We start from the raw sequence: 6,629 nt of genomic DNA, 5'->3' as shown, positions 1-6,629 counted from the left end.
TCTCCTTCTCTTTGACATTCTCTTCTCCGAATACAGAATATAAATCTCTTAAATCTTTTACATTATTTTCATCTAAAAGATTGTTCTCTTTCAATGTATCTCTTAAATCCAAATTTTCTCTAAGCAGGATGCGATTAATTTCTTTATATGCTTCTTTTTCTTTTCGTAAATCTTTATTAGTAACTCTCATTTCTGCAACCATATCAGACCATTCAGATTCATCCAATTCCAGTTGCTTCATTATAGATGCATCACTTATTTCTTGAACTTGTTGCATACCTCTACATGTATCAATATCAAATCCATTTACTTCAGCGTCTCTTAAATTTAGAGACTTAATCTTTTTAATCTTACCAGTCCAAGTATTTTCGCCCTTTTTAGCATTTTTATTATATCTTAATGAAATGCAATTATCTTGCGCTAAACTCGTAATTACAGAATTAATTTTATTTTTACTATCTTGCAAAGATTTTATAGTGGCGTAATTCTTTTCAATATTAGATATATCACACATTAATTTTGCTATAGTGTCATCTATTTTAGATTGCTGTAGAAAACCACGGACAATTGTAATAGCAGAAGATGTACGCATCATATCCTCATTGGCATCTTCACTAGAATCAAGAAGTCCTAATAGTTGAGAGTATAAAAATGGCTGATCATTTATATCCTCTTTTTCAAAAGGATCATAACTTAATAATCGAATAACATCATTCTTATTTTTAATAAAATTATCATATGTATCTAATCCAGCATGGTTATCTACAGTTTTCTCAGTAGCGGAATCCTTATTATTCTCACTTAATGCTTTATTTACAAAATGATCGGAATCGGCATAAGTCATGCCAATATAATTTGGCATAGCAATTTGTCGAGAATATGCAGCCCATACATTTGATTTGACTTTACCAGAAGCAAGATTCTCAACTTCTTGAATACTTGAATCCCATACTTTCTCAAGGAACGGTTTATTCAGATATCTAAGTGCTAATTGAACAGAAGATTTATCTGGCTCCTGTTCTTCACCGTTTGTAACCTTTAATGCAATCTTTTTAGCACAATCTTTACAAATTGGTGCTAAACCACTTTTACTCATAGGGTCTGTATTTACATAAAATTTATCCTTAGATTTATGAACATCACATAAATAACACCATGCACCATCTTTTAATGTTTTTACTTTATTTTCTAGTGTTTCAATTTTCTTTTTAGCTTGAGCAACTGTTATTTTAGTTGCTGGTTCTTTGGCTACTGTCAATAACAGTCACTTCCTTCCTTTTATTCCAATAAAATAAACCTCTAAACTTAACTTATTATTTTGTATAGAGTAACTACACTTCAGTAGTCACTCCAAAATTGAGAAAAATAATCATGAAAAAGTCAAAATTTTGAAAGGATAAAATAATATGAAAACAATATTTAATGAATTAGGGTAATTATCCTACACAAAATAACAAGTTGATAGAATAGGAGAGTAGCACCAGCCACTCTCCGTTGTAAACAATTACTATTTGCGTTTAGCAACTAGCTCTGGATCTGTAGCTGGACCCATGCCCTCGCCACGATCAGAACCATAAGCACCCTCGCAGGTACAGTTTGTATCTGGCTTCAGATGCTTGTAATCGTTTACGTCTTTAATTTTATGTTTCTTGCAGTCACTCATAACAAGTTCCTCCTTTAAGAAAATATATTTCAAAAGCTATTTCTAGCTTTATGAACAAAAATAATTCTTTGCCTTATACGGAGTAACTATGATAACAGTTACTCCTAGAAAGAAAAATATGATTAAAAAATAACAAGAGTACAGGGATAATCGCCCTATATAAGACAATGAACAGAAGCCGCCTATAGGACTTGAACCTACAACCTGCTAATTACAAATCAGCTGCTCTACCAATTGAGCTAAAACGGTATAACAGAAGAGGTACGACCTCTTCATTATTATGTAGATTGATGAGATCTACTGTCAATCAGTTATCAGCTGACCGACAAAAAGAATATTGAAAATTCTCTGATATGTAAAATCAGCATAAAGCATTAACTAGCTGATATTGGACTGTACACGTCCAGTTATTTAGAATATGGTCGCTTGTTCGCAACCTAATTCATGCTTACCTATACACCTGTATTTTCTCGCTAACCAACGCACGAGAAGAGTAAGGTGGTAACTCGCATCAACCAAACTACATTGCGCTTATGTATTGATGCTCCATTAATTTATCCAGTAGCTACGCCACATCGGAATCGAACCGAAATCTTCTCTGATATGAGACGCATGTTCCAATTATGCTGATGACCTGGATAATATATTATTCTCCGCATATTTTCAGTCTTCGGAGCAAAGACCACTTGATAAGGTTTAATGACTCTTATCCGTCAATTAAGGTTCTTATTAACGCAGAGAAGCACGAACATCTTCTATGGTTGATAGTGAAAAATGATATTAGACGAAAGCTTCATTAGCATCCTCAGTATCTTCACGAATTACATATATCTGAGTGGTTTCGGAAGGATTATGTAAAAGCCTCGTCAGATTCGTCATTTTCATCAGATTTTATAATATAATGATTCTTTGTTGTAGATACATCATTATGTCCTAATAGTTTCTGTGCAACTTCTGCTGATTTATGTTCATATACAACAAGATTTGTTGCTCGTGATTCACGCATTAAATGTGGGTGAACTCTACGCCCAACAATTTGTGTGAATAATCCACTACACCAATCATTAAATATTCCTTCTCCAACTTGTCTTGTTTCAGAACCATCTTTATTTTTAACAACAAACATATAAGGACAGTCATCGTCTCCACGTACTTCAATCCATTTTTTTAGCCAATGCATTGCATCTTCCCCAAACTTGAGTTTTCTTTGTTTTCCTTGAATCGAAGCACCCTTACATCTTATGGTATGTGTTTGATATTGTCTTGAAATAGCTTCTACCTCTTTGCCATCTTCATCGAGAATTTTAATTTTCTTTTCTTTGGCAGGATAATCAACAACTTCTTTAAGAAGCTGTCTAGCTTCAGCTCTTCGACATCCTGTACTATAAGAAAATACAACGTATGCAAGTTTTTGCCATTCTTCACGTCTTTCTAATTCTTCGCATAATGCAACATATTCATCTGGCGTAAGAGGTACTTTTTCATGTACATATCCAGTTTTTACTACTTTTAACCCAATGGTGAAATTCCTGAGGTCGGCATCTCATCCTCATACATCATCATTACATAATTACAAAATGCACTTACACATGATTTTTTAAATTTAATAGCAGAATCTGACAAGCCACGATTCGTTAGCCAATTCAGGTATTTCTGAAATTCTTTCTTTTTAATCTGTGTAAAATCCTTGTCCCCAAGATAATCATGCACATATTTGAAAAATATTCTCAAACCTGAACGATACGCTGGTCGAGTTTTTACAGAAAGATCGGATTGGTTGTCGAGATAGTCTTGAACCATATCTCTATTAGTTTTATTTATTTCCAACCATTCCTCTTCCGTAATCTCATCAGTTCTATTTGCTATCTTTCCATCCAATATAATCACTTCCTTTCAAACAAAAAGAAGTAGGATGGTGGTAAACTAAGCTACTTCTTGTAAAATCTCATTTATTTTATTTTGCAATATTTCTTTATAACTTCCATTTTTTATTTAAAAATAAGTGATTGTGGAATTACACCACAACCACTCAAATATTAATCAAATAATTTCTTCCAAGCTTTACTATCTTCAATGAAGCCATTATACTCATCTAATACAGCCTGAATGTGCTTCTGAAACTTCTTATCCATCTCATTGAGCTTTTTACGATAGTCCTCCTCAGAAACTTTCTTACCATTTACAGTGTAAGTAGCAGTAGTAGATTCCTTCTCAACTGATTTCTTATCTTCGATGCCATATTCACAGTTCTCACAATCACCATCACAGTCATCATCTGTAGCGAATACTGTTACGTGTAAACCTTCATCAAGACAAAAGTCAATAGTCAAATCACTTATTCCTGTATCAAGATCAATATAAATCTTATCAGACTTTTCAATATCAAAATAATCTACAAGTGGACCAGCACAGAGCCAACCGTTCTTATCAATAGTTAGAAAATATTCTTCTTCATCAATTTCAGCAGTGAAATCAATATACTCAGCAGTGATATCCTCTACATCCTTCAAAAGAGCAGTAGCAACATACTCAACCAGTTCCATGTCAGAAACTAGAGAAATTTTCTTTCCATCTTGCCAACTATCTAAAATTTCAAAAAGAATATCATCTGATTCTCTTAGAGTAAGTCTACTAATTTCTACATTATCTGTTTTCTTTTTCTGATTCAATTTCCAAATCCTCCGTAAATCTCCAAATAAAAAGAGAGGTTATCCAAACCTCTCCTCATCTTGTCAATATTATGCTAAATTAAGCGTTCTTAACAGCTTCCTTGAGTCCTGTAAGAGCAGTAAACTTTGGTGCTCTTGTCTCTTTAATCATAATGGTTTCTCCAGTCTTAGGGTTTCTACCATCATGAGCAGCACGTACAACTGTCTCAAATTTACCGAAGCCAGAGATGGAAACCACTTCACCAGCTACCATAGCTTTCTTCAGTTCCTCAATTACACCATCTACAAAAACAGTAGTATCCTTAATAGTAACACCTTCTAGTGTTCCAGCTACATTTTCTTTTACTTTTCTAATAAAATCCTGTCTATTCATTTTTAATTCCTCTTTCTTTCCTTAAATTTTTTATTATTTTGTATTTAGGGATGCTCTGCATTCCCTTACTATGATGAATTTAATCATCTCAGTGTTGGTTTGTTGCTATTTTAGTTTTAGTCTATGGTCACAAACCAGACCTCTTCCTTCCTCAAATTCAAATAAGGAAGCACCTGCATTGGCAGTAGTTAATAATGTCATAGCATATGGATTTACACCCATTATTGACCTTATAGAAAGTGCCTCTTGGTCGATTGCTGTCTCTTTCTGGGCTAAATGGTGGATATGCGCTCCAACCACATAACTAATATTAGTTTTATAAACTCTGGAGTAATCATCGATCGCTTTTCCTAAATCTTTCACTTCACCATGAATACCCAAAACTTTATATGAAGATAATTCTCCATAATTAAGACCAGTTGGATTTTTAATAATGGTAATATTAGGATTATGTAGAAGCTCTTTTTCGATAGCAAGCATAATAATTTTGCTTAAATTTTCTTCTGGAAAAGCATTCTTTGGCGCATTTAATAATCTTAACTGATTATGATTACTGTCCATTACCATCTGAAAATTAATATCAACATATTTACTTAATTCATTTAACCAATGTGCTAAAAAATCGCCGTAATGGATAGCAGAATCGATTGCACCATATCTTAATTTCATAAGCTGAGAATTCAATCTTAGCAATCCCTCACAGCTATCACCAAGTTCCCAGATATTAAGTTCAGTAATTCCCTGTTCTTTAACAATTTCTATGACTTGCGCTGCTAAATCCCACATGCGTTTTTCAAAAATCATTGGACTATATTCATTAATTGTATTTCCAAATAAATCTTTAATCTCAAACTCAATAGAATAATGAGCATCAGCTATACATAATAAATGTGACTTTTTAGAATGTTGTGGTGCAATATATTTTGGAATTTCTAGCGATGGAAGAGAAGCGACTGCATCAGAAATCTTTTCAATAATCAGTTCATCTCTGGCATTTTCTCTTAGCCATTTAGAATATTCCAACTTTTCAGTTTGAAGTTTAATTTTAGCCTTTTGAAGCTCTCTGATTTTTTCATCAATATCATTCGACGTTTCTGATCCTAATTTTTCGAAAACATTTGTCTTAAATTTTTTAGCATCAGCGTATCGTTTCCTATAAGATGATTCTTTTCTATATAGAGTCTCATCTTCACGAAACTCTTTATTAATAATATTTGTTAATTCCTCCCAAGTCATATCAAGAAGCCCGGAGTCTTTTGCCTCACCAAGTCTCCAAAGATATTCCTCTTCAGATTCATTTTGTTGTCGTTCTACATTGTACAAATAAGCACCAACTTCCTACGCTTACTCTTCATCAGATGCAGCCAGCTCTAAATCTTCATCAGTCTTTAATTGTACAGAGAATTTAATATGCTGATCTTCAAATGCTGTTAGCAGATCTGCAACTGCAACATCCTGTTCAAAACCATTCTCATCTTTATATGTGATAAGAATTCCATCATTAGACAGAACGCCCTCAATATTTAATTTATCTGTGATACTTCTTTTAAAACTTAATTTACTTTTCCCCATGTTGATTTTCTCCTTTTAATCCTCATTTTTATCACTTAACATATGAGTTCTCGACATACCGTTTGCCATTTCTGGTACGATAATAACCGATAGTCTCACCTGTTTTATTTACATATCCGTATCTTGTGTTTCTGATTACACCAGACTTGATTAGAGCATCAAGCTCTTTTTTAGAAATTTCATTCATATTTAATCCTTTTTATTCCTTATATATTTTATTTCTCCAATCTCGGATAGAGAATGTTATATGCCACACTACAGAATATAATGCAGCATATAACAGGAGATGTGAAAATTAACAAATCTATAAATAAGAAAATTGAAAATCTCTCTTAACCTAACTAATTTCCAT

Annotated in this window: 8 protein-coding genes and 1 tRNA gene; all 9 read right to left on the bottom strand. The window is 33.1% G+C overall.

The window, feature by feature from the left end; genetic code table 11:
- Positions 1–1,258 (bottom strand): hypothetical protein (locus DWX91_RS15650; protein WP_118539664.1); only part of this gene is annotated, 1,258 nt, incomplete at its 3' end.
- A 249-nt stretch (positions 1,259–1,507) separates the two neighbouring features.
- On the bottom strand, positions 1,508–1,663 hold the full coding sequence (locus DWX91_RS16825) for a hypothetical protein (RefSeq protein ID WP_182435111.1): 156 nt from the start codon (positions 1,661–1,663) through the stop codon (positions 1,508–1,510).
- Between the two features lie 176 nt (positions 1,664–1,839).
- Positions 1,840–1,911, bottom strand: a tRNA-Thr gene (locus DWX91_RS15645).
- 602 nt (positions 1,912–2,513) lie between these two features.
- Positions 2,514–3,182 carry a site-specific integrase gene (locus tag DWX91_RS15640; protein WP_243099081.1) on the bottom strand — a complete coding sequence of 223 codons (669 nt, stop codon included), beginning with the start codon at positions 3,180–3,182 and terminating at the stop codon, positions 2,514–2,516.
- Positions 3,173–3,541 carry a site-specific integrase gene (locus tag DWX91_RS17665; protein WP_243099080.1) on the bottom strand — a complete coding sequence of 123 codons (369 nt, stop codon included), beginning with the start codon at positions 3,539–3,541 and terminating at the stop codon, positions 3,173–3,175. Before DWX91_RS17665 ends, DWX91_RS15640 begins: the two co-directional genes overlap by 10 nt.
- Before the next feature lie 158 nt (positions 3,542–3,699).
- On the bottom strand, positions 3,700–4,332 hold the full coding sequence (locus DWX91_RS15635) for a hypothetical protein (RefSeq protein ID WP_118539662.1): 633 nt from the start codon (positions 4,330–4,332) through the stop codon (positions 3,700–3,702).
- Between the two features lie 79 nt (positions 4,333–4,411).
- A complete protein-coding gene (locus DWX91_RS15630) occupies positions 4,412–4,705 on the bottom strand; it encodes an HU family DNA-binding protein (protein ID WP_118539660.1) in 294 nt (97 codons plus the stop codon).
- Positions 4,706–4,810: 105 nt separating this feature from the next.
- Positions 4,811–6,028 (bottom strand): hypothetical protein, encoded by a 1,218-nt coding sequence (locus DWX91_RS15625; protein ID WP_118539658.1) that lies wholly within the window; start codon positions 6,026–6,028, stop codon positions 4,811–4,813.
- Positions 6,029–6,049: 21 nt separating this feature from the next.
- Positions 6,050–6,277: a hypothetical protein gene (locus tag DWX91_RS15620; protein ID WP_118539656.1), complete on the bottom strand. Its 228-nt coding sequence runs from the start codon at positions 6,275–6,277 to the stop codon at positions 6,050–6,052.
- Positions 6,278–6,629: the final 352 nt, after the last annotated feature.

Source organism: Clostridium sp. AF22-10 (assembly GCF_003478725.1).
Taxonomy (GTDB): Bacteria; Bacillota; Clostridia; order Lachnospirales; family Lachnospiraceae; genus Otoolea; species Otoolea fessa.
Note: the sequence above shows the minus strand (reverse complement) of the source record. Positions and strands in the feature narration are given on the sequence as shown.

Bases quoted from the DNA above. Each gene is read 5' to 3' on its own strand.
- DWX91_RS15620 (WP_118539656.1), bottom strand. From the start codon at position 6,277: ATGGGGAAAAGTAAATTAAGTTTTAAAAGAAGTATCACAGATAAATTA.
- DWX91_RS15630 (WP_118539660.1), bottom strand. From the start codon at position 4,705: ATGAATAGACAGGATTTTATTAGAAAAGTAAAAGAAAATGTAGCTGGA.
- DWX91_RS16825 (WP_182435111.1), bottom strand. From the start codon at position 1,663: ATGAGTGACTGCAAGAAACATAAAATTAAAGACGTAAACGATTACAAG.